Origin of the sequence: Brevibacillus sp. FSL L8-0520, assembly GCF_037963895.1 — a bacterium.
Classification (GTDB): Bacteria; Bacillota; Bacilli; order Brevibacillales; family Brevibacillaceae; genus Brevibacillus; species Brevibacillus borstelensis.
Genome location: NZ_CP150171.1, coordinates 4,907,866 through 4,928,373, shown reverse-complemented (window position 1 = coordinate 4,928,373; position 20,508 = coordinate 4,907,866). Strand labels below are relative to the sequence as shown.

Annotated in this window: 22 protein-coding genes; 20 read left to right on the top strand and 2 right to left on the bottom strand. The window is 52.4% G+C overall.

The genetic code is table 11. The features are described from left to right. Nucleotides 1–15: 15 nt before the first annotated feature. The 18 genes from atpG (at nucleotide 16) to murA (ending at nucleotide 17,137) form a co-directional block, all read left to right on the top strand. The gene (gene atpG / locus NSQ24_RS24100) at nucleotides 16–876 is read left to right on the top strand and encodes an ATP synthase F1 subunit gamma (protein ID WP_003388410.1); all 861 of its coding nucleotides are present in this window, start codon (nucleotides 16–18) and stop codon (nucleotides 874–876) included. Between the two features lie 48 nt (nucleotides 877–924). Beyond that, nucleotides 925–2,334, top strand: a complete 1,410-nt coding sequence (gene atpD / locus NSQ24_RS24095; RefSeq protein WP_003388408.1) for a F0F1 ATP synthase subunit beta — start codon at nucleotides 925–927, stop codon at nucleotides 2,332–2,334. Nucleotides 2,335–2,359: 25 nt separating this feature from the next. After that, complete coding sequence (locus tag NSQ24_RS24090) at nucleotides 2,360–2,761, top strand: F0F1 ATP synthase subunit epsilon (protein WP_024983766.1); 402 nt, start codon at nucleotides 2,360–2,362, stop codon at nucleotides 2,759–2,761. A 238-nt stretch (nucleotides 2,762–2,999) separates the two neighbouring features. Continuing rightward, entirely contained in the window at nucleotides 3,000–3,743 is a 744-nt protein-coding gene (locus NSQ24_RS24085; RefSeq protein ID WP_003388406.1) for a DUF6042 family protein, read from the top strand. A gap of 157 nt (nucleotides 3,744–3,900) precedes the next feature. Continuing rightward, on the top strand, nucleotides 3,901–4,272 hold the full coding sequence (locus NSQ24_RS24080; protein WP_003388405.1) for an NADH-quinone oxidoreductase subunit A: 372 nt from the start codon (nucleotides 3,901–3,903) through the stop codon (nucleotides 4,270–4,272). Continuing rightward, the gene (locus tag NSQ24_RS24075; protein WP_003388404.1) at nucleotides 4,263–4,781 is read left to right on the top strand and encodes an NADH-quinone oxidoreductase subunit B; all 519 of its coding nucleotides are present in this window, start codon (nucleotides 4,263–4,265) and stop codon (nucleotides 4,779–4,781) included. The genes NSQ24_RS24080 and NSQ24_RS24075 overlap by 10 nt, the downstream gene beginning before the upstream one ends. Further along, nucleotides 4,778–5,884: an NADH-quinone oxidoreductase subunit C gene (locus NSQ24_RS24070; RefSeq protein ID WP_122957951.1), complete on the top strand. Its 1,107-nt coding sequence runs from the start codon at nucleotides 4,778–4,780 to the stop codon at nucleotides 5,882–5,884. The genes NSQ24_RS24075 and NSQ24_RS24070 overlap by 4 nt, the downstream gene beginning before the upstream one ends. A 3-nt stretch (nucleotides 5,885–5,887) precedes the next feature. Continuing rightward, the gene (locus NSQ24_RS24065; protein ID WP_243014431.1) at nucleotides 5,888–7,039 is read left to right on the top strand and encodes an NADH-quinone oxidoreductase subunit D; all 1,152 of its coding nucleotides are present in this window, start codon (nucleotides 5,888–5,890) and stop codon (nucleotides 7,037–7,039) included. Further along, complete coding sequence (gene nuoH, locus NSQ24_RS24060; RefSeq protein ID WP_171506720.1) at nucleotides 7,036–8,046, top strand: NADH-quinone oxidoreductase subunit NuoH; 1,011 nt, start codon at nucleotides 7,036–7,038, stop codon at nucleotides 8,044–8,046. The genes NSQ24_RS24065 and nuoH overlap by 4 nt, the downstream gene beginning before the upstream one ends. A gap of 45 nt (nucleotides 8,047–8,091) precedes the next feature. Further along, complete coding sequence (gene nuoI, locus NSQ24_RS24055; protein WP_003388400.1) at nucleotides 8,092–8,505, top strand: NADH-quinone oxidoreductase subunit NuoI; 414 nt, start codon at nucleotides 8,092–8,094, stop codon at nucleotides 8,503–8,505. Between the two features lie 2 nt (nucleotides 8,506–8,507). Further along, a complete protein-coding gene (locus NSQ24_RS24050; RefSeq protein ID WP_003388399.1) occupies nucleotides 8,508–9,017 on the top strand; it encodes an NADH-quinone oxidoreductase subunit J in 510 nt (169 codons plus the stop codon). Next, nucleotides 9,014–9,325 (top strand): NADH-quinone oxidoreductase subunit NuoK, encoded by a 312-nt coding sequence (nuoK, locus tag NSQ24_RS24045; protein ID WP_031932670.1) that lies wholly within the window; start codon nucleotides 9,014–9,016, stop codon nucleotides 9,323–9,325. Before NSQ24_RS24050 ends, nuoK begins: the two co-directional genes overlap by 4 nt. A gap of 27 nt (nucleotides 9,326–9,352) precedes the next feature. Continuing rightward, nucleotides 9,353–11,275 carry an NADH-quinone oxidoreductase subunit L gene (nuoL, locus tag NSQ24_RS24040; protein ID WP_003388397.1) on the top strand — a complete coding sequence of 641 codons (1,923 nt, stop codon included), beginning with the start codon at nucleotides 9,353–9,355 and terminating at the stop codon, nucleotides 11,273–11,275. Continuing rightward, the gene (locus NSQ24_RS24035; RefSeq protein WP_024983770.1) at nucleotides 11,265–12,800 is read left to right on the top strand and encodes an NADH-quinone oxidoreductase subunit M; all 1,536 of its coding nucleotides are present in this window, start codon (nucleotides 11,265–11,267) and stop codon (nucleotides 12,798–12,800) included. Before nuoL ends, NSQ24_RS24035 begins: the two co-directional genes overlap by 11 nt. A 3-nt stretch (nucleotides 12,801–12,803) precedes the next feature. Further along, complete coding sequence (nuoN, locus tag NSQ24_RS24030; protein ID WP_039070268.1) at nucleotides 12,804–14,327, top strand: NADH-quinone oxidoreductase subunit NuoN; 1,524 nt, start codon at nucleotides 12,804–12,806, stop codon at nucleotides 14,325–14,327. 351 nt (nucleotides 14,328–14,678) lie between these two features. After that, entirely contained in the window at nucleotides 14,679–14,909 is a 231-nt protein-coding gene (locus NSQ24_RS24025) for a DUF1146 family protein (protein ID WP_003388393.1), read from the top strand. Between the two features lie 98 nt (nucleotides 14,910–15,007). After that, nucleotides 15,008–15,781: a YwmB family TATA-box binding protein gene (locus NSQ24_RS24020; RefSeq protein WP_024983772.1), complete on the top strand. Its 774-nt coding sequence runs from the start codon at nucleotides 15,008–15,010 to the stop codon at nucleotides 15,779–15,781. An 18-nt stretch (nucleotides 15,782–15,799) separates the two neighbouring features. Continuing rightward, a complete protein-coding gene (gene murA, locus NSQ24_RS24015; protein ID WP_003388389.1) occupies nucleotides 15,800–17,137 on the top strand; it encodes a UDP-N-acetylglucosamine 1-carboxyvinyltransferase in 1,338 nt (445 codons plus the stop codon). A gap of 63 nt (nucleotides 17,138–17,200) precedes the next feature. Here murA and NSQ24_RS24010 read toward each other — a convergent pair whose 3' ends face one another. Both NSQ24_RS24010 and NSQ24_RS24005 read right to left on the bottom strand, forming a co-directional pair. Next, entirely contained in the window at nucleotides 17,201–18,085 is an 885-nt protein-coding gene (locus NSQ24_RS24010) for an IS3 family transposase (protein ID WP_155808033.1), read from the bottom strand. Then, on the bottom strand, nucleotides 18,025–18,351 hold the full coding sequence (locus NSQ24_RS24005; RefSeq protein ID WP_024985204.1) for a helix-turn-helix domain-containing protein: 327 nt from the start codon (nucleotides 18,349–18,351) through the stop codon (nucleotides 18,025–18,027). The genes NSQ24_RS24010 and NSQ24_RS24005 overlap by 61 nt, the downstream gene beginning before the upstream one ends. A 200-nt stretch (nucleotides 18,352–18,551) precedes the next feature. On the opposite strand from NSQ24_RS24005, the gene spoIID reads away from it, so the two are divergent. Together spoIID and NSQ24_RS23995 are read left to right on the top strand one after the other, a co-directional pair. Further along, nucleotides 18,552–19,556: a stage II sporulation protein D gene (gene spoIID / locus NSQ24_RS24000; RefSeq protein ID WP_024983773.1), complete on the top strand. Its 1,005-nt coding sequence runs from the start codon at nucleotides 18,552–18,554 to the stop codon at nucleotides 19,554–19,556. A gap of 108 nt (nucleotides 19,557–19,664) precedes the next feature. Next, entirely contained in the window at nucleotides 19,665–20,396 is a 732-nt protein-coding gene (locus tag NSQ24_RS23995) for a M23 family metallopeptidase (RefSeq protein WP_003388386.1), read from the top strand. Nucleotides 20,397–20,508 lie beyond the last annotated feature (112 nt).

The window sequence follows — 20,508 nt, the reverse complement described above, 5'->3', positions numbered from 1 at the left end:
AGGTGGTGAAAACGATTGGCTAAAGGAATACGTGAGATTCGACGCCGTATTAAAAGCGTGAAAAATACCCGTCAGATCACAAAGGCGATGAAGATGGTGGCGGCTGCAAAGCTTCGCCGCAACCAGGAGAAGGCGGAAGCGGCCCGTCCGTACGCCGACAAGATTCAGGAAGTGATTGCGAGCATCGCAGGTGGCACCACCGGTTCCAAGCATCCGATGCTGCAATCCCGCCCTGTGAAAAAGACCGGCTATATTGTCATCACCTCTGACCGCGGTCTCGCAGGCGGTTACAATGGTAACATGATCCGTACCGTGATCCAGACCATTAACGAGAAGCACAAGTCCAAGGACGAATACGGCATTTTCGTAATCGGACGTAAAGGCCGTGATTTTTTCACGAAGCGCAATTACCCCGTCATTGACGAGGCAACCGGCATAGAAAACCCTGCCTTTGCTGATATCAAGAAGATCGCCAGTGCAGCCGTGCAGCTGTTCGCGGACGAGCAGATCGACGAGCTCTACTTGTGCTACAACAAGTTCCAGAGCGCGATCTCTCAGGTGCCTACGATCAAGCGTGTTTTGCCGCTTGAGGCTCCCGAGAGCAGCAACGGGCGTACGACGAATTACGAGTACGAACCGAATGCAGAAGAAGTCCTGGCTGATCTGTTACCGAAATATGCTGAAACGCTTGTTTACAGCGCCATGCTCGAGGCGAAGGCTTCCGAAGAAGGCTCCCGCATGACAGCGATGGGCAATGCGACAGATAACGCGACGGACATGATTGGACGTTACACGTTGATCTACAACCGTGCCCGTCAGGCAGCGATTACGCAGGAGATCTCCGAGATCGTCTCCGGTGCCAACGCACAGGCGTAAAGACGAAAGTTGACTCCCAATTCAGTTTCACAGGAGGGAAGAAGTAAGATGGCGAAAGGACGCGTGGTTCAGGTAATGGGTCCGGTCGTTGACATCGAGTTCGACCGCGGACATTTGCCTGCCATTTACAATGCGATCAAAATTCAACATAAAGCACAAAGCGCCGGTGAGCGCGACATCGATTTGACTGTCGAGGTTGCTACACACCTGGGTGACAACCTGGTTCGTGCCGTTGCGATGTCCACTACAGATGGTCTGGTGCGCGGCATGGAAGCTGTAGACACAGGAGCGCCTATCTCCGTTCCGGTCGGTGAGGTTACTCTGGGCCGCGTATTTAACGTACTCGGCGAGCCGATCGACTTGAAAGAACTGGGTCAAGTAGAGCGCCGCGACCCGATTCACCGCAAAGCTCCCGAGTTCGTGGAGCAAGCGACTGAAGTTGAAATTCTGGAAACAGGTATCAAGGTTATTGACCTTCTCGCTCCTTACATCAAGGGTGGTAAGATCGGTCTCTTCGGTGGTGCCGGTGTAGGTAAAACCGTTACGATCCAAGAGCTGATCAACAACATCGCGCAAGAGCACGGCGGTATCTCCGTATTCGCCGGCGTTGGCGAGCGTACCCGTGAAGGTAACGACTTGTACCATGAGATGAAAGACGCTGGCGTTCTGCCGAAAACCGCGATGGTATTCGGACAAATGAACGAACCGCCTGGCGCGCGTCTGCGCGTAGCGTTGACAGGTCTGACCATGGCGGAATACTTCCGTGATGAAGAAGGCCGCGACGTGCTTCTGTTCATCGACAACATCTTCCGCTTTACCCAAGCAGGTTCCGAGGTATCCGCTTTGCTCGGACGTATGCCGTCTGCGGTAGGTTACCAGCCGACCCTGGCTACCGAGATGGGTCAGCTGCAAGAGCGCATTACCTCTACGAAAAAAGGTTCCGTTACATCCATTCAAGCGATCTACGTACCGGCGGACGACTACACTGACCCGGCACCGGCTACGACGTTTGCTCACTTGGACGCTACGACGAACCTGGAGCGTTCCATCGCCGAGCTGGGTATCTTCCCTGCGGTTGACCCGCTCGCTTCCACATCCCGCGCTCTGTCTCCTGACATCGTTGGTCAAGAGCACTACGATGTGGCTCGTGGCGTTCAAAAAATCCTGCAACGCTACAAAGAACTGCAAGACATTATCGCGATCCTGGGTATGGACGAGCTGAGCGATGAAGACAAGCAAATCGTAGCACGCGCTCGCCGCATCCAACGTTTCCTGTCTCAATCGTTCCACGTTGCCGAACAGTTTACCGGTAACCCGGGCCAATACGTGCCGCTGAAGGAAACCGTTCGCAGCTTCAAGGAAATCCTCGAAGGCAAGCACGACCACCTGCCTGAGGGTGCATTCCTGTACGCTGGTACGATCGAAGACGTTGTAGAACGTGCAAAGACCATGGCGTAACACCCTGGAAAGGGGAGACCAGTAAGTGAGTAAGATGACAGTAGAAGTCGTAACTCCTGAACGGGTTTTGTTCAGCGGTGAAGCCAGCATGGTCATTGCCCGTGGCGTACAAGGGGATCTCGGTATTTTGCCGAATCACATGCCCATGGTGACTCCACTGAAAATCGCACCTGTTCGGATCAAGACCGAAGGCGACAAGGAGCTCGTAATGGCTGTCAGCGGCGGCTTCATGGAAGTACGCGGCGACAAGGTGACGATTTTGGCCGAGACAGCAGAAAGACCGGAGGATATCGATCCAAGCCGCGCCAAGGCAGCAAAAGAGCGTGCCGAGCAGCGTTTGAACGAAAAACATCCGGACCTGGATTTGCGTCGGGCTGAGCGTGCACTGCAACGCGCAATCACTCGTCTTCAGGTTACAAATAAGTAGATGACAAAAGTCCCCGCGCTTCTGGCGACGGGGGCTTTGTTGTATATCGAACGGACAGTGAGCGGCCCCAGCATTTTCAGGGAACAGGGGTAGTTTCCCCCAATTTTTTTTTCGAGTTGGTAATCGCCTATTGATTCCGTGTATAATAAACCTAATGCCCGGCCTCGGCAGCAAAGACGGCGGGATACTAGGTACTGGGATTGCGAATTGGCTATCGGGATAAAGGAGAGTGTAACATATGCAAACAGTTAGAGACGTTCGTGATAGCAGCAGCGAAGGCGTTGCTATTCCTGGCGCGTATGCGGGCCATGGCTGGAGCAACGTGCTTCCGCATGAAATGAATGTGCTGTTCCAAGCGCTGTGCTATGCAGTCACCAAAGGAGAAAGCAAAGCAGAGATGCGTGAGATCGTAGATGGCTTTGAAGGTTTGGAAGGCTTGTTTGCCGAACCGACCGAAGACATGTTCAACTCCAAAGAGGATTTTGAAAACTACAAGAGCCTGCTGGAAAGACATAAAAAAGTAATCGTCCGCTCCGGCTACGAGTATCCGAAATCTCGCGAGGAAGCGATTGCTCTCTTTGAAAGATGGGGACTGCTCATCGATAAAGGAGATGTGTGGGATATTCCGATCAACCCATTCCCGGACGCTCTGGACACATTCGAATTGACTGAAGCAGAACAGTATGCATTGAGATATGTAAGATTTGAAGCATTGGTGCATCCGTTCTTTGCCCGTCTGGTGATGACGCTCCATGAGCGTGACGATGAGTCCTTTACCTTTACCAAGGCGGAACTGAAAGAAATGCTGAATACCAACGATTCGATGCTGGCAGAAGTATTGATCAAGCTGACTCCTTACATGGAAGAGGCGATCGAGAACATGCTGGAAATCCCGGAAGATGAGCCGATGACGTTCTCAATCGTCTGGGAGCGCGTCTATGAAGACTTCCTCGGCCAGCAGTTTTCTCCGAACGTTCAATAAAATAAAATATGCACAGAATGGAAAACTTAGGGAGAAATTCTCTAAGTTTTTCCTTTTATTGGTACATATGGAATGAGTTCGTTAGACACCATGTAGGCGATTTGCTATAATGATAAAGGTATTTTTTTCTAATGTTCACAGAGCGGAGGGAACGTCAGTGGGTGAAATCTATACCAACAATTATGTCATTGTGGCGATTTTCTTGTTCCTCGGGGTGTTGCTGCCTGTGGCGACAGTCAGCATCATCGGACCCATGCTGCGCCCGAAAAAGCCGACAGCGGAAAAACAGACAACCTATGAAAGCGGTAACATTCCAGTCGGAGACAGCTGGGTACGGTTTAACGTCAAGTATTATATCTTTGCCTTGCTCTTCGTCATTTTTGATGTGGAAACACTCTTTCTCTATCCATGGGCTGTAGCCTACAAGGAATTGGGACTGTTTGCCCTGGTAGAGATGGTGATCTTTATCTGCTTGCTGGTGGTTGGACTGATTTACGCATGGAGAAAGAAGGTGCTGGAATGGAACTAGATCTGACGAGCATTGCGCCTGAATTGCAAGAAGAGTTGAATCGCAACGTCATGTTTACGACGCTGGAAACGATAAAGGGGTGGGTACGAAGCAATTCGCTTTGGCCGCTTACGTTTGGTCTTGCCTGTTGCGCCATTGAAATGATGGGTACAGGCGGCGCACGTTATGACCTCGACCGTTTTGGCGTCATTTTCCGTGCCTCTCCCAGGCAATCCGATGTCATGATCGTTGCCGGAACAGTCACGAAAAAAATGGCCCCCCTACTCCGCAGACTTTACGATCAAATGCCAGAACCGAAGTGGGTAATCGCGATGGGTTCTTGTGCTACAGCCGGCGGACCTTACGTCAAGTCGTACAGTGTAGTAAAAGGTGTTGATCAGATCGTTCCCGTAGATGTCTACATCCCTGGATGCCCACCTAATCCCGCCGCTCTTATTTACGGAATAAACAAACTTCAAGAAAAAATTCGTTACGAAGCTAAGACTGGAAAGCAGGTGACGAATCAATGACAGAAGAAAAACGCAAACCGACGCCGGAAGAAAAAGCAAAGGCTGCAGCAGAAGCCAGAGCCAAGGCGGAAGCTTTGCGGAAAGCAAAAGAAGAACAGCAGGCAGCCGAGCAAGCTGGAGCCGAACCTGCCCAAGCTGGAGCGGAGCCGATTGGAGATTCCCAAGCTGGAGCTAAGCCAGATAACCCCACTCAAGCCGCGGTCGAGTCGAAAGCGTTCGACCAGTCCGCAGCGCCGAGCAAGCCCGTGTCTGAAATGACACCGGAGGAAAAAGCAGCAGCCAAAGCGGCGGCAGCGGCAGCAGCAGCGGCGAAGGCAAAGGCGGCTCGTGAAGGTTCTGCTGAGAGCGGAGCCGGCGGTGATGATGCGGATGCGAAGGCAAAAGCAGCAGCGGCAGCCAAGGCAAAGGCCGCGGCAGCAGCCGCAGCAGCAGCCAAAGCGAAAGCGGCGCGAGAAGCTGCTGGCCAGAGTGGTGAGTCCGCCGAAGCTGGCGGAGACGATGCCAAAGCGAAGGCAGCAGCAGCAGCCAAGGCAAAAGCAGCGGCTGCGGCGGCAGCGAAAGCCAAGGCTGCCAAAGCTGGTGATGCAGATACAGAGACAGCCCCCGTGGCTCCCAAAGAGCCGTCGAAAAATCAGCCTTTTCTGGATAAATACGTGGCCCGTATTTCCGAAAGGTTTGGTGCAGAGGTACTGGAATCCTCCTATATTAATGAATTGGCAAAAGAAGTGCCGACACTGGTCGTCAAGAACCAGCGCTGGCACGAGGTGGCTCAATTTCTGAGGGATGACGAAGAATTGGGCTTTGAGTACCTGTCCAATCTACACGGTGTGGACTACGAAGACAGGATGGAAGTGTACTATCACTTTTATTCCTACAAAAATAGACAAAGCGTTGCCGTAAAGGTAAAAACCGATCGGGAGCAGCCAACCGTTGCTTCTGTAGTGGACATATGGAAGGGCGCCGATTGGAACGAACGGGAAACTTATGACCTTTTGGGAATTCATTTCCCGGGACATACCGATTTGCGTCGAATTTTGCTCCCGGATGACTGGGTCGGTTATCCGCTTCGAAAGGACTACGTGCAGTACGACGAGGAGGTGTAGAAGATGAACAACCAAGGCATTCTTACTACGAATTCAACCATCTCTTCTGATACCGGTATTCGGACAGAGGAGATGCTTCTCAACATTGGCCCGCAGCACCCGAGTACGCACGGAGTATTTCGTCTGGTAGTCAAGATCGATGGGGAAACCATCAAGGAAGCGATTCCGGTGATGGGTTACCTGCACAGGGGTACGGAGAAGCTGGCCGAAAACCTTACGTATACGCAAATTATTCCTTATACAGACCGAATGGACTATCTCGCAGCCATGACCAACAACTATGTCATTTGTCATGCTGTGGAGACGATGATGGGACTGGAAATACCGGAGAGAGCCCAGTATTTGCGCCTGATCGCAATGGAGCTGAATCGTGTGGCAAGCCACATGGTCTGGTGGGGTACTTATCTTCTCGACCTTGGTGCCATGTCGCCGTTCTTGTATGCATTTCGGGATCGGGAAACCATCCTTGACCTGTTCAACGAGCTGTGCGGCGCCCGGATGACCTTTAACTACATGCGCATCGGCGGCGTAAAATGGGACGCTCCTCCAGGGTGGATCGACAAGGTGCGGGAATTCGTCGCCTACATGAAGAAGGAACTGAACAATTACCATGCACTCGTTACAGGCAACGAAATTTTTATTAACCGCCTGAAGGGCATCGGCAAATTTGATCAAAAGACAGCCCTTGACTATTCGCTTTCCGGCGTTATGCTCCGCTCGACCGGAATCAAATGGGATTTGCGCAAGGATGAGCCGTACTGCATTTACGACCGGTTTGATTTCGACGTACCGGTCTCGACCGATGGGGATTGCATGAGCCGTTACCATCTGAGGCTTGCCGAAATCGAGCAGTCTTTGCGTATTCTTGAGCAGGCACTCGACCAATTCCCAAGCGAAGGCGAAGTAATGGGCAAAGTCCCTCGCGTCATTCGTCCGCCTGCAGGGGAAACGTATGTGCGGATCGAATCGCCAAGGGGCGAGATCGGCTGCTACATTGCCAGCCAAGGAAAGGATAAGCCGTGGCGCTTGAAATTCCGCCGCCCTTCCTTTACCAATCTGCAAATTTTGCCGAAATTGCTTGAGGGAGAGAATATTTCCGACATGGTGGCAATCCTTGGCAGCATCGACATCGTGCTTGGGGAGGTAGATTGTTGATGCGAGACCTGTTGCAACAGACGCCTTCACTGGGAAATGCACTTTGGTTTTTCCTCGCTGCTGTAGTGTTGCTTGTGATTTTGTTGGGATTTGTAACATATGCGATCTATTTTGAACGGAAAGTAATCGGGTGGATGCAGGCGAGGATCGGCCCGAACCGTGTAGGGCCCTTGGGACTCTTGCAGACGGTGGCAGACGTTGCGAAGCTGCTGATCAAGGAAGATACGCGGCCCAAGCATGCTGACAAGGCTCTTTATGCGCTTGCTCCGATACTGGCGTACGCGCCTGCCTTTGCCGTCCTGGCGGTTTTGCCGTTTACAGAGACCCTGCAGTTTGCCGATCTCGGCATCGGGATCCTGTACTACATCGCGCTGTCGGGCATTACCGTTTTAGGCGTGATTACGGCGGGCTGGGCTTCCAACAACAAGTATTCCTTGATCGGGGGACTTCGTTCCGCGGCGCAAATGATCAGCTATGAAGTGCCGCTGGTTATGTCGGTGGTCGGGGTTGTCCTGATGACGGGCAGCATGAACCTGCGGGAGATCGTTCTGGCCCAGCAGGATATGTGGAACTTCATTCCGCAGTTTCTCGGCTTCGCCGTATTCCTCGTAGCGGCCCAGGCTGAGCTGAACCGTACGCCTTTCGACCTGCCGGAGGCCGAATCCGAGCTGGTCGGGGGCTACCACGTAGAGTATTCCGGTTTCCGTTTCGCCATGTTCATGCTGGCTGAGTACGTCTATATGTTCGGTATGGGTGCGATGGTCACGATCTTGTTCTTCGGCGGCTGGCTGCCGATTCATCCGGCGCTCAGCTTTATTCCGGGTATCGTCTGGTTTGCCGTCAAGCTGTTGCTCTACGTCTTCCTGCAGTTCTGGCTGCGTGCGACGATGCCGCGTCCCCGCGTCGACCAGCTGATGTCGTTTGCCTGGAAGGTGCTCCTGCCGGTGGCGCTGTTGAATATTCTCATCACCGCCGTAGTGATCTCCTACCAAAGCGGCATGATCTAAAAAAGCCAGGTATAACTGCTATTTTGACCAAGAGGGGTGACACACATGCTAGGACTGGCCAAAGGCCTAGGGTATACATTTAAGAGAATGACCGCGAAAAAGGTGACTCACTTTTATCCGGATGTGCCCTTTCCCATGCCGCCCCGCTTTCGCGGCATCCAGCATTTTTCGCCGGAGAAGTGCATCGTTTGCAACCAGTGTGCGCGCATTTGCCCGACAGAGTGCATTCAATTGACGGGCAAGCCCCATCCTGATCCGGAGAAAAAGGGAAAAATTATCGACACCTACGATATCAACTTTGAAATATGCATCTTGTGCGACCTGTGTACAGAGGTTTGTCCGACAGAGGCGATCGTGATGACGAACAATTTCGAGTTGGCGACGTACAGCCGGGATGAATTGTACAAGAACCTGACCTGGCTCGACGACAACAACACCAACGTCAGGGAGGAGAACTAGCGATGACTGGCGAGTTTATTGCCTTTTTTGTCCTGTCCCTCCTGACGATTGGCGGAGCCGTGTTCATGATCAGCTTTACGCGCGTCGTGCACATGGTCATCTCGCTCGGGATTACGTTTATCAGCATCGCCGGATTGTACGTCCTGCTGGGGGCGGAGTTCGTCGGGGTGGCACAGGTTCTCGTGTACTCCGGGGCGATCTCGATTCTCATGCTGTTCGGGATCATGCTGACCAAGCACGACGCATCTGATGAGGGCACGGGAAACACGTGGAAAAACTGGCTGAGCCTCATTTTTGTGGCGGCATTGTTCGGATTGATGTTCTGGGGCATCCAGAGCTCCGTATGGCCGGCACCACCGGAAACGGCTGCTTCAGATGTCAGCAACGTAAAGCAGATCGGTTTGGACGTATTTAAAAGGTACGTGATCCCGTTCGAGCTGATTTCCGTACTTCTGTTAGTGGCTTTGGTAGGCGCAATCATCATGGCGAAGAAGGAGGGGAACAAGGAATGAGCGTAAGCATTACCTCCTATTTGTTAGTGGCCTTGATCCTTTTCTGCGTAGGCTTGTACGGTGCATTGACCAAACGGAATGCCGTCGTCGTCCTGATTTCGATTGAATTGATGCTCAATGCGGTCAATATCAACCTGGTTGCCTTTTCCAAATACGGGCTGTATCCGGCGATTACGGGACATATCTTCAGCTTGTTCACCATGACGGTGGCCGCGGCTGAGGTAGCGGTAGCGCTGGCAATCTTGATTGCTTTGTACCGCAACAAGGAAACGGTCAATGTCGATGAGATGGATTCGATGAAACGCTAGGACAGGGATTCGAAAAGGAGGACAAAGATGGATACCCTTATGCAATACGCTTGGTTGATTCCTCTGTTTCCGCTTCTTGCTTTCATCGTGATCGTCTCGTTTGGCCGTCAGTTGAAAGAAGGAGCAGCTGCTGTCGGAATTCTCTTTACTGCCGTTTCATTCGGATTGGCGGTACTGACCTTCTGGCAGAGATTTCAGGAGGGAGCGACTGACTACAAGTTCTCGATCGATTGGCTGAAGGTTGGGGATATTGTCATTACCATGGGGTTTGAAATCAACCAGCTGAATGCGTTGATGCTGTTGATTGTCACCCTGGTCAGCTTGCTCGTACAAATCTACTCCAAAGGCTATATGCACGGGGATGAGCGTTTTCCTGTGTTCTACCAGTACCTGGCGCTCTTTACATTCTCCATGCTCGGTCTGGTGATTGCTCCCAACCTTCTGCAAATATACATTTTTTGGGAATTGGTTGGAGTATGTTCGTTCCTGCTTGTCGGTTACTACTATTTCAAGCCGGAAGCGAAAGCTGCGGCGAAAAAAGCATTCATCGTCACACGCATCGGCGATTTGGGTCTTTTCATCGGGATCTGTCTGCTGTTCTGGTGGACCGGCAGCTTTGAACTGTCACAAATCTTTGACAGCATTGCGCTCGGAAAACTGGAGCCGTGGATGATCACGTTGGCGGCTATCCTGATTTTTGTCGGCGCGATCGGGAAATCGGGTCAGTTTCCGCTGCACACGTGGCTTCCGGACGCGATGGAAGGTCCGACACCTGTGTCTGCGTTGATCCACGCGGCGACAATGGTAGCGGCCGGGGTATATCTGGTAGCAGCGACGTACCCGCTGTTTATCGCTTCGGATGCGGCGTTGAACGTCGTTGCCTATATCGGTGGATTCACCGCCATTTTTGCGGCATCCATCGGCTTGACACAAAAAGATATCAAGCGCGTGCTTGCCTATTCCACTGTGAGTCAGCTCGGCTACATGATGCTGGCGCTGGGGGTAGCCGGGGCAGCCGGTTACGTGGCAGGTACATTCCATCTGATGACACATGCCTTTTTCAAAGCGCTGCTCTTTTTGGGGGCAGGCAGCGTGATCCATGCCGTACATACCCAGAATGTCTTTGAAATGGGCGGCTTGTGGAAGAAAATGCCGATCACGGCCTTGACCTTCTTGATTGGTTGTCTGGCGATTGCGGGAATTTTCCCGTTTGCCGGATTCTGGTCAAAAGAAGCGATACTCGGCGCGGTTTACGAAGCGCATCGCTACGATCTGTTGTTTATCGCGATACTGGCTGCGTTCTTTACGGCGTTCTACATGTTCCGTCTGTTCTTCCTGACGTTTGCCGGAGAGGCGCGGGGCAAGCATGAAGCGCATGAGTCGCCGGGAGTCATGACCGGACCGCTGTTGATTCTGGCACTTCTGGCCATTGTTGCGGGCTTCATCAATACGCCGTATGCGCCGGTCTTTGGCGACTGGCTCTTGAGCGGAGAAGTAGGCACGATCATTGAGGACGTGTTTGGCGCAGGAGAAGGCCACGCGGCAGCCTGGCTGCAAATCGCGGCGCTCGGGGTGTCGATCCTGGGAATCCTGCTTGCCTGGCTGATGTACGGAAAGCGGGCTATTCCTTCCGATGCCATTCCGGAAGCGATGCCGTGGCTGTACCAACTGTCCTATCGCAAGTATTTCGTAGACGAGTTCTATCATTATGTAGTGGTTGTTCCGCTCGGCTGGCTCGGCTACCTGCTCAATCTGTTCGACAAGTATATCGTTGATGGCCTGGTTTCTTTGATAGCGAAAATTGCCCGAGGCATCGGCGCACTGCATGGACGTGCTCAAAACGGTCAGGTGCAATCGTACGGGGCCATGGTGCTGTTTGGCTTGCTGTTGTTGATTGTCGCCATCACTTTGACGGCGCAGGGAGGTGGAGTCCTTGGGATTGGCCAATAGTATACTGCTTACATTGATCGTCTTCTCACCGCTTTTGGCTGTCTTGATACTGGCGTTCGTTCCCCGGCATCAAGGAGGCGTGATCAAGAAAATTGGCGTGCTGGGCACACTTTTGCCGCTGGCCTTGTCACTCATGCTGTTTGCGTCATTCAACTACGAATCTTCAGGCTTGCAATTCACCGAGACGGCGAAATGGATCTCGATTCCGGTCGGACTGCAGCAGTCGGGCGCGATCTTCTCGTTTGACCTTGGCTACGAGCTGGGCGTGGACGGAATTTCGATGCCTTTGATCGTGCTCACCGCGATCATAGCGACTCTGGCCGCTGTAGCCTCATGGAATCAAAAGAAGCGGCTGAAGGAGTACTTCATCCTGTTCCATCTCCTGCTGATCGGAATGTTTGGCGTGTTTGCTTCGCAAAACCTGTTTTTGTTCTTCATCTTCTTCGAGCTGACACTGGTACCGACGTACTTCCTGATCGGCATCTGGGGCTACGGAGAGAGGGAAAAGGCTGCGAACAAGTTTTTGCTGTACAACGGTATCGGTTCGGCAGTCATGCTGATCGCCTTTATCGTGCTGTTTATGTATCTGAACACGATGAACATGGATAAAATCGCCGAGATTCTCGCCTCATCAGGCAATCCGGCATCAGCGGCCATGTCGCCGGAGTTCCGCTTCGGCCTGTTTTTGGCGATCTTTATCGCCTTTGCGATCAAGCTGCCGGTCTTTCCGTTCCATACCTGGATGCTGAAGGTCCACGTGCAGGCTCCGCCGGCGATCGTCATGATCCACTCCGGCATCTTGCTGAAAATGGGTGCGTACGGACTTTTGCGCATGGGTATCGGCTTTTTCCCTGAACAAGCCTACCAGTTCGCGACGTGGATGGCTGTGCTCGGAATAATCAACATTCTATACGGTGCCGTGCTGGCCTTTGTCCAAAAGGATCTGAAGATGGTGATGGCATACTCCAGTATCAGCCACATGGGAATTGTCCTGCTTGGATTTGCCGCGATGAATACGATCGGCTTCCAGGGGGCGATGTTCCAGGTGATCTCGCACGGCTTTATTTCCGCGCTGCTGTTCTTCCTGATCGGCATGATTTGGGAGAGAACCAAGACCTCGATGATCGACGAGCTGGGCGGACTTGCGAAATCCATGCCGTTCGCCAGCGGAATCATGCTGGCGGGAGCGATGGCTTCTCTGGGACTGCCGGGGATGTCCGGCTTTATTAGCGAATTTTTCGCCTTCCTCGGCTTGTTTGGGCAAATGCCGATCCTGGCGGCTATCGGTACGCTTGGCATCGTACTCACAGCCGTCTATCTGCTGAGGGCTGTTTTGAAAACGACGTTTGGACCGACTCCGGGGCGGTTTGCAGGTGTGGCAGATGCCCAGCCTATGGAGGTTGTGCCGCTGGTCGTCCTGCTCGGATTTATTATCCTGATCGGCGTCTATCCGGCCGTTTTGGCAAATCCTCTGCAGCAAACGTTGAAAACGATCGTCCCAATCGTTACGGGAATAGGAGGGTAATCCATGGACGTAAAAGATATTTTCTCGTATGACTGGAGCTACCTTCTGCCCGAATTCATCATTCTAGGATTCGCGACCGCCCTGTCGCTGCTCGATCTGTTTGCCGGAAAGCGTTTGGGCAAATCCGTCATCGGGTGGCTGACGCTGGCGGGAGTGGTGCTGGCTGCCGTTTTCGTCTTTGTAAACATAGGGAAACTGGATGAACCGTACGCATACATGGCGGATACGATTCGCATCGATGATTACGGAAATGCGTTCAAGCTGCTGTTCCTCGGAGGAGTCGCCTTTACCGTGCTGCTTTCTCTCTCTTATATGAAGCAGGACGAAATCAGGCATGGCGGCGAGTATTACTACTTGCTGCTGACCGGTCTTCTGGGCGCAATGGTGATGGCTTCTTCTGCCGATCTGATCACCATGTTCGTCGGTTTGGAGCTGTTGTCCATGTCCTCGTACGTTCTGGTGGGCTTGCGCAAGCATTCCTTGCAGTCCAATGAATCGGCGTTTAAATACATCGTCTCGGGATCGATCTCCACGGCGGTGACGCTCTTCGGGATGTCCTATGTATACGGACTAACCGGAACGACAAACATTTATGAAATTTCCGTACGGCTGTCCGAAGCGGCGATGTCCGGCTATGAGTTTATGGTGTATGCGGGATTCGCCTTTTTGGCTGTAGGGCTTGCCTTCAAAATCTCTGCTGCACCCAACCACATGTGGGCACCGGACGTGTACCAAGGGGCGGCGACTCCGGTCACGGCCTTCCTGGCGGTCGTCTCCAAAGCTGCCGGCTTTGCTCTCGTCTTCCGCTTGCTGCTGATCGGCTTCTTCAACATCCAGACCGATACGCGTTTCTTTTTCGATCAGGGAGCGCTTTACCTGGCGATCATAGCGGGGGCTTCGATGATTATCGGGAACACGATGGCTCTGCGTCAGACCAATGTAAAACGGATGATGGCCTACTCCGGAATTGCGCAGGCGGGCTATATGCTGGTGGCGTTTGCGCCGCCGACCATCCTGTTTTTCGGCGAAGTGACATTCTTCCTGTTCGCCTACCTGCTGGCCAGCTTTGGTGCCTTTGCGGTCATCATGGTGGTTGCTCGCGATCAACAAACCGATGATCTGAAGGGCTTTGCAGGACTTTATCACCGCTCGCCGCTGATGGCAGTGTCGATGAGCATCTTCCTGCTGTCGCTTGCCGGCATTCCGGTATCCGCCGGATTCTTCGGGAAGTTCTACATCTTTATGGGGGCGATCGCGCAGCAGAGCTATGTTCTTGCAGCGATTATGATCGCGACCAGTGTCGTGTCGTATTACTACTACTTTGGCATCATTCGGCAGATGTACATGCGCCCGGGAGCGACAGAGGCTCCTTTGTCCGTACCGAAAACGATTGGGGCGCTGGTCCTGATTTTGGCGCTGGCCACAGTGGTGTTCGGCGCATTCCCGGGGCTTGTGACTGATTTTGTCCAAACGCACCTCGATCACGGGTTTAATTTTGGCGACATGCTGCCACCGAACTTTCAATGAATTGCGGTCAGGGATCAGGTACAATAGAGGGGACGGCTTGCGAGCCGCCCCCTTTTTACATATCAGTTGCCGTGGCGAGCAGAGGCAAGTGGTGCGGTCGGTTCTGGTTTGCTCGGTTCCGGCTACTCGGTACGGCTACTCGGTACGGCTACTCGGTACGGCTACTCGGTTCCGGCTACTCTATTCCGGTTACTCGGTACGGCTACTCGGTTCCGGCTTACTCAGTTCCGACTTACTCAGTTTCGGTTAGGAACGGCACCGTGCTTCTTCTCGCTACAGCCACGTATAAAGCGGTCTTTGGTTTGATCCCAGTGAAAAATCGATGAACGGAAAGGCAAGGAGGAAACAAACGTGTCGCAAGGTATGTACGGTTTTGTAAGCATTATCGTCTCAGTCGCCCTGATCGGCGTCAGCTGGTGGGCCCTGCAGGCTTTTCGATTTGACCTCTTTCTGAAAAATCCGCAAGGGCCGCAAGCAAAGCTCTTGCAAATCATCATGTCCATCTTTCTCGGATACCAGATGGCGAGCTTTCTCATGGAATATCTCGGCTGGTCCTTGATCTTCGGGCAAATCTTTTCCTGACCGCAGGATTCGACAGGAATTGATTGGTATATCCCACCAGTTTTACGTGCAAACTGAGAAGTACAAAGAGAAGCGCGTAAAAAGGGAGAGGGATAAAAATGGGGAAACGGAACGTTTGGCTTGTTTTGATAGGATTGGCTGCACTGGGTACGGCGTGGTGGATGCCGGCAGAAGCGCAGAACGAAAGGCAGCTACATCAGGAGCAGCAGGAAACGCGGGCATCTGCCCGATTGTTCGACGTATTGGAAGGCTCGGGAGCCAGGGTGGCAAGCGTGGAGGTGCGTACGCGCATTTCCTTGGGGAAACTGTCCGGCACCGAAGAAATGAAGGATTTGGCTGCGAAATGGGCGGATCGGCTTGACATGCCGCTATCCGAAGCAAAATGGACGCAATCATCCCATCTGTTTACCTATCAGGTCCCGGCCAATCTGTACGGGGTTCAGCTCGATTATCAGGTTACCGGGGTACCTCACAAAGATGGTATCGACACATATCTAGTACTGTCCATAAAAGGAAATCGCGATTCTCTACCATATGTTGATTTGATACAGAACAAGCACGAACAAGCCCTGAAGCAAGCCGGCTTCATTCCGCAATTTAGCACTTGTATTCGCGGATTGTACAATGTTAAACTGAGTGTTGATCAACAGGAGGGGAAAATTTTGTCGATATTTGACGCCCTCCATGCAAAAGAATTGGAACGTTTACAAGATGAGACGGTTGTCAGCATATCTGGTTACACTTCTGAGTGGAATTCGTTCTTATCACTAAACGGACAAGCTCGGATGAATCTGCAGGTCGCCACTCACCGGGACAGTTTGAACGGTACGTGGATTACAGCAGGTACACCGATTATCACAGCGGAATATTAGCACGCGGAGGGGTACACATTGGATAAAATTATTGTCCGCGGTGGGAAGGCTTTGGCGGGGAATGTGAAAGTTTCCGGCGCCAAAAATGCCGTACTCCCTATTATTGCAGCAGCTATCCTGGCCGAAGAGGGAACCAACGTCATTCACGACGTACCCGCTCTGGAAGACGTCAGGATCATATGCGATCTCCTGAAAACATTGGGTATCACCCTTACATACGATAAAGAAGTGCTGACCATCAACGCCTCTCGTGTGACGAGTGTGGAAGCATCTTACGAACTGGTTCGTAAAATGCGAGCGTCCTTTTTGGTAATGGGACCGCTCCTGGCCAGAGAAGGCAAGGCGCGTGTAGCACTTCCGGGAGGGTGCGCCATTGGTACCCGCCCGATCGATCAGCATCTCAAAGGCTTTGAAGCGATGGGAGCCAAGATTGAGATCGGACAAGGGTTTATCGAAGCCAGTGTCGAGGGACGTTTGCAGGGAGCGAAAATCTACCTGGATATCGCCAGCGTAGGCGCTACCGAAAACATTATGATGGCTGCTGCTTTGGCTGAGGGAACCACCGTTATTGAAAACGCAGCCGAAGAACCGGAAATCGTGGATTTGGCCAACTTCCTCAACGGGATGGGAGCCAAGGTTCGCGGAGCGGGTACCGGTTCCATTCGGATCGAAGGCGTGGAGAGATTGAAAGGCTGCACGCACTGCGTGATTCCGGACCGGATCGAAGCGGGTACCTTCATGGTAGCTGCCGCGATTACAGGCGGGGACGTTTTTGTCGAAGGTGCAATCTGTGATCATTTGAAGTCCGTTACTGCCAAGCTGAGAGAAATGGGCGTGGAAGTGGACGAGCAGGAGAACGGCATTCGCGTGAGAAGCAATGGCCGTCTCAAGGCTGTCGACGTCAAGACCTTGCCGTATCCCGGCTTCCCGACGGACATGCAGTCGCAAATGATGGCGCTGCTATTGGCATCGGAAGGCACCAGCATCGTTACCGAGACCGTTTTTGAAAATCGCTTTATGCACGTGGAAGAATTCCGCCGGATGAATGCCAATATCAAGATTGAGGGACGCAGCGCGATCGTGGAAGGCGGCGCCAAGCTGACCGGAAGCAAAGTGGCGGCGACGGATTTGCGAGCAGGAGCTGCGCTCGTATTGGCGGGCCTGGTGGCCGAGGGCGAAACAGAAGTGAGCAGCCTTCACCATATCGACCGGGGCTATGTCCAGTTCACGGAAAAGCTTCGCGGCCTGGGCGCTCTTGTAGAGCGTGTTTCGCCAGCGAAAGAAGTCGAGACAGAAGCGGTTGAACAGGTAAAAACCGAACCGATCAAAGTCCAGTTTTCTCCCAATTTTGCGTAAACACATACCGAGACTTCCCTGGTCAAGACCCCATTTAGTGGACAGTAAGAAAAAACCCGACCGTTAGACCGACAGCTGACGTCTGAATTCAACAGGCGTCAGCCTTTTTAATTTTCGTTGTGGTCGACTTTGGTTGTAGAATTGAATATATTCCTCAATTCGCCTTTGTGCCTCATCCACACTTCGGATATCATAAGGGTAGAGCCCTTCCGTTTTGAGATGCGAGAAGAAGCTCTCCATCGAGGCATTATCATAACAGTTGCCTCTCCGAGACATGCTGATTTGGGCGCCAACCTTCGGCAACATGTCGTGGTAAGCGTAGGACGTGTACTGGAATCCCTGATCGCTGTGAACGATCAGTCCAGTCACGTCTTTCGTCTTTTTAAAGGCTTTCTCAAAGGTCCGTAGGACCAACTGATTGTCGTTGCGAACTCCAATGTGGTAAGCCACAATCTCATTATTAAACAAATCCTTAATAGCAGACAGGTAGAGCCACGTATCCGCGACACGATACTGTGTGACATCGGTTACCCATTTTCGATTAGGTGCATCCGCTTTGAAATTCCGCTGCATCACATTCTCAGCGACTCGTCCACCTTCGGTTGAAGCATAGTGACCTCGATATTTGCGGCGTATTCGAGAACGGAGCTTCATTTCTTGCATCAGACGTAGTACCTTCTTATGGTTGACCCATACCCCGTGATCTCGTAAGAGAAACAGCTGGGTTTGTCGATACCCATATTTACCATCATACTTCTTATAAACTACTTTGATGAGGTCTTTCACGGGCTTGTCCCGGTCCGCTTGTTGCCGTTTCAAGTATGCATAGTATCCACTTCTTGAGACTCCAAACAGCTTGCAAAGTTCACTAGTCGTATACTCACCAGCTACTTGCTTGATCGCCTCATACTTATGGGCTGCACCTCCCGCATCCAGATTTTCAAACACTTTTTTAGCATCGAGTTCTCTCGTTTTAGCTTTTTAACATATCGATCTTGATCAACATATTCTTCACGTCTACCTCGTTGATCCATCAACCCAAATTCGCCTAACTGTTTATATTTTTTCATCCATACTTTAAGCCGGTGGCGGTCCGGAATCCCCAGATGCTCCATGATTCGACGGTATGTCCATCCTTCTTCGATATGCAGTCGTATGGCTTCCACCTTTAATTCGTGAGAATAACTTCTAAACGTTTGCCCCTTTTTCACCATAAAAAATGCACCCCTTAAATTTCATCGGATTTACCAGGGGTTTAATCCAATGTCCATTCTAAGGGGTGCACTTCACCCTGCAAGCGGGGAAGTCTTTTTCATTTTCAGCAAACTCTTCCATCTCTCTTATTCTCTCGTTCTACCTCCCGAGGCTTGGACATAGACTGAAATAGTCCAGCACAAGAGGGGGGATATGACGCATGAAACGTTACCTGGTGGCGTGGTTCATCGGATTGCCGATACTGCTCGTGATGCTGCCTGCCGCGCTGGTCTACTTTTTTTCCTCTCCACCCGGAAGCGAGGGGCTTCCGCAAGTCTCTGCCCCGAACAACCCGGCTGTTCATCAGTCGGCGATTGAGGTGAAGGTATATCGGACCGCCAAACAGGCTGTGGAAACGATGCCGTTGGAAACGTACATCGAGGGCGTAGTGGCGGCGGAGATGCCGGCAGAGTTCGAGCTGGAGGCGCTCAAGGCCCAGGCGATGGCAGCCCGTACCTACATCATCCGCAGGCTCGATGCGAAGAAATTTGATGACGTTCCCAAGGGAGCACAGGTCACCGATACGGTGAAGCATCAGGTCTTTCTCGACGAGGCGCAGCGCAAGCAGAACTGGGGGGACCAATTCGAGTGGAAAAACGCGCGCATCCGCCAGGCTGTGCAGGCGACGGCCGGGGTCGTTCTGACCTACGGAGGCAAGCCGATCGACGCGACCTTTTTCTCCACCAGCAATGGGTTTACGGAAAATGCCAACGAGTATTTTGAAGAGCCGGTTCCCTATTTGAAAAGCGTGGCAAGCCCCTGGGACATTCAATCGCCCAGCTTTGAAAAAACCGTCAAAATCGCCGCAGCGGACCTGGAGCAGCGTCTCGGAATCAAACTGACAAAGGAAGCCTCCGGCAATGGCAGCTGGTATCGCATCGTGGAGCGGACGACGGGCAATCGCGTGGGCAAAATCAGCATTGGCGGAAAAGAGTTCAGCGGCAGGGAATTCCGCGAGAAGCTCGGACTCCAATCTTCCGCCTTTACGCTGGAGCTGCGAGGCAATGAAGTCCATATTACGACCAAAGGATACGGCCACGGTGTCGGGATGAGCCAGTGGGGGGCCAACGGAATGGCGAAGGCAGGGAAGAGTGCCGAGCAGATCGTCAAATACTTTTACCAGGGAATCGCCTTGGAAAATTGCGACCTCATCCTGAAAGGATAAAGGCAAAAGAGAAAAAAGGCTGTTTTCTGCAAATTTACAAGTTTCCCCTCTCTCTCAGGTTTATCCGCCGAAAATCTGGCGATACTGAGGGATGAGGTGATGAATACAATGGAAGATCAAAAAAATCAAAATCAACCGATTCCATTCAAAAAGGCAAGCTCCTGGAAAAACGTTTTGGGCAAAAAATGGGCGTTTCCGGCGATCTACATCGGCACCGCAGCAATTATTCTCGCTTTTGTGATGTGGTATCAGAGCGGCGGCGTGACCGACAATCTCCCCGGCCAAGCCGAGGGCGGCATTGCGATCACGACACCGCAGGAAGGCGCCAAAGATCCGTCTGAAGCTGACGAAAACAGCGCTGTTCCGGTATCTGGAACCGTTCAACAGCTTGCTTGGCCTGTAGCCAAAGGAGTTCAGTACGAAAAGGGAATGAATTTCTTCGACGAGCAAGCGTCCAAGGATGTACAGCAAAAAGCTCTCGTCAAGTATGACAACACGTTTATGCCGCACACCGGTATCGACCTGAAGTCGACTGACGGCAAGAGCTTTGATGTAACCGCCGCTCTGCCTGGCAAGGTGAGCAAGGTGGAAAACGATCCGCTCGTCGGTCGCGTGGTGGAAATCGAGCATGCCGACAAGATGGTCACCGTGTATCAAAGCCTGGACAAAGTGAATGTCAAGCCTGGCGATGAAGTAACCCAAGGCCAGGTGCTGGGTACAGCGGGGCGCAGCGTGTATGAAAAGGATGCCGGTATTCACCTTCACTTCGAAGTTCGCGTTGACGGTGCGTCTGTCGATCCGGAGCAATACCTGCTCCAATCGGAAATGCAGGATCAATAACGATTCCAGGAATTTCAGAAATGCCGACAAGCCTGTAGAGAGGTTCGCTCTGCAGGCTTTTTTTATGAAAAACAGGCCGATGTGTACACGCCCTCCAAAAAAGATGTGGTCG

Bases quoted from the DNA above. Each gene is read 5' to 3' on its own strand.
- atpD (WP_003388408.1), top strand. From the start codon at position 925: ATGGCGAAAGGACGCGTGGTTCAGGTAATGGGTCCGGTCGTTGACATC.
- NSQ24_RS24085 (WP_003388406.1), top strand. From the start codon at position 3,000: ATGCAAACAGTTAGAGACGTTCGTGATAGCAGCAGCGAAGGCGTTGCT.
- NSQ24_RS24075 (WP_003388404.1), top strand. From the start codon at position 4,263: ATGGAACTAGATCTGACGAGCATTGCGCCTGAATTGCAAGAAGAGTTG.
- NSQ24_RS24070 (WP_122957951.1), top strand. From the start codon at position 4,778: ATGACAGAAGAAAAACGCAAACCGACGCCGGAAGAAAAAGCAAAGGCT.
- NSQ24_RS24065 (WP_243014431.1), top strand. From the start codon at position 5,888: ATGAACAACCAAGGCATTCTTACTACGAATTCAACCATCTCTTCTGAT.
- nuoI (WP_003388400.1), top strand. From the start codon at position 8,092: ATGCTAGGACTGGCCAAAGGCCTAGGGTATACATTTAAGAGAATGACC.
- NSQ24_RS24050 (WP_003388399.1), top strand. From the start codon at position 8,508: ATGACTGGCGAGTTTATTGCCTTTTTTGTCCTGTCCCTCCTGACGATT.
- nuoK (WP_031932670.1), top strand. From the start codon at position 9,014: ATGAGCGTAAGCATTACCTCCTATTTGTTAGTGGCCTTGATCCTTTTC.
- nuoL (WP_003388397.1), top strand. From the start codon at position 9,353: ATGGATACCCTTATGCAATACGCTTGGTTGATTCCTCTGTTTCCGCTT.
- nuoN (WP_039070268.1), top strand. From the start codon at position 12,804: ATGGACGTAAAAGATATTTTCTCGTATGACTGGAGCTACCTTCTGCCC.
- NSQ24_RS24020 (WP_024983772.1), top strand. From the start codon at position 15,008: ATGGGGAAACGGAACGTTTGGCTTGTTTTGATAGGATTGGCTGCACTG.
- NSQ24_RS24005 (WP_024985204.1), bottom strand. From the start codon at position 18,351: ATGGTGAAAAAGGGGCAAACGTTTAGAAGTTATTCTCACGAATTAAAG.
- spoIID (WP_024983773.1), top strand. From the start codon at position 18,552: ATGAAACGTTACCTGGTGGCGTGGTTCATCGGATTGCCGATACTGCTC.
- NSQ24_RS23995 (WP_003388386.1), top strand. From the start codon at position 19,665: ATGGAAGATCAAAAAAATCAAAATCAACCGATTCCATTCAAAAAGGCA.